Here is a 1,115-nt window from a genome sequence, read left to right as displayed (position 1 = left end):
TATTGTCTGTTCTTCTACAGATAGCTGATCAAGCTGCTTTTGCAGTATCTCCTCGATTATACGGTAGTTGTACTGGCCAAGATTATTTGCCCAACGGCAGGCATTCCTTAGCCGGACCGTTCCAACACGACGCGCAAAGTTCAGTATGCCCGAACAGGATTTATGGGCCTGCTCGGGATATCCCTTATGCTCAAGCACCTTCGATATGTAATGAGCAACGTCACTATGGATCTCTTCAGCCTGCTGAATAAAGTTCTCAGGCGTCCATTCTGATACGTACCGGTGCTGTGGTGCCAGATGGTCCTGTTGGGTAGTATAATGGTGCTTTGTCCGCACTCTTGAATGAAAAGCTATCATGGTATAGTTGTAATAGACTTTTACTGAGCCGGAAGTGTACAGCAACTTTACTTTTTTACCAACATAGTTATAGGGAACACTGTAGTAGTGAACATCTTCGCCCAGCCGTACATGCCCGTTTCTCATAACGGTGACCATCACCTGCCTGTGCAACTCATACCGAACCGGGTTAAGTGCGGCAAGGGCCTCGCGTTCGATTTCCTCAAACTGTTCCCTGCGTGAATAGCTTCTGCCCGAAAAGTGTTTGTTGTTATGGATTTCGAGCAGAGGGGCGATTGCTGCATTAAGTTGCTCCAGGGTTTGAAAACGACGATCGTCCAACTTATTATAAATACTCCGGTAGATAAGCTTGACAGCTCCTTCTACCAGCGACTTGTCACGTGGCTTGTAGGCACGTGCGGGAATAACAGTTGTGGCATAATGTTCCGCAAATGCGGCAAACTCATCGTTCAGCACAGCCTCATACCTGCTTCCCCTTGTTACAGCAGAGCGAAGATTGTCGGGGACGATCGCTTCCGGTACTCCTGCGAAATAGCGAAGGGCATTTTCACAGGCAGTGATGAGGTCCTCCTTTTTCTGGGAGGCCACAGCCTCAACATAGGTGAGCTGGCTACAGCCAAGAATCGCCACGAACACCTCTACGTCCTGCCTGATATTATCATTCCCGATAACAAATAGCTTTTTGCCGGCAAAGTCGATATACATTTTATCGCCAGCTTTATGTTCTATATGCATTACCGATCTGGAGAGCTGCCGGG

The 1,115-nt window shown here is 48.1% G+C and carries 1 protein-coding gene; it reads right to left on the bottom strand.

All coding sequences use genetic code 11. The features are described 5' to 3' along the window. Positions 1–1,092 (bottom strand): IS21 family transposase (gene istA, locus D7004_RS14035; protein WP_279634758.1); only part of this gene is annotated, 1,092 nt, incomplete at its 3' end. Positions 1,093–1,115 lie beyond the last annotated feature (23 nt).

Source organism: Pedobacter jejuensis (assembly GCF_003725795.1).
Taxonomy (GTDB): domain Bacteria; phylum Bacteroidota; class Bacteroidia; order Sphingobacteriales; family Sphingobacteriaceae; genus Pedobacter; species Pedobacter jejuensis.
Note: the sequence above shows the minus strand (reverse complement) of the source record. Positions and strands in the feature narration are given on the sequence as shown.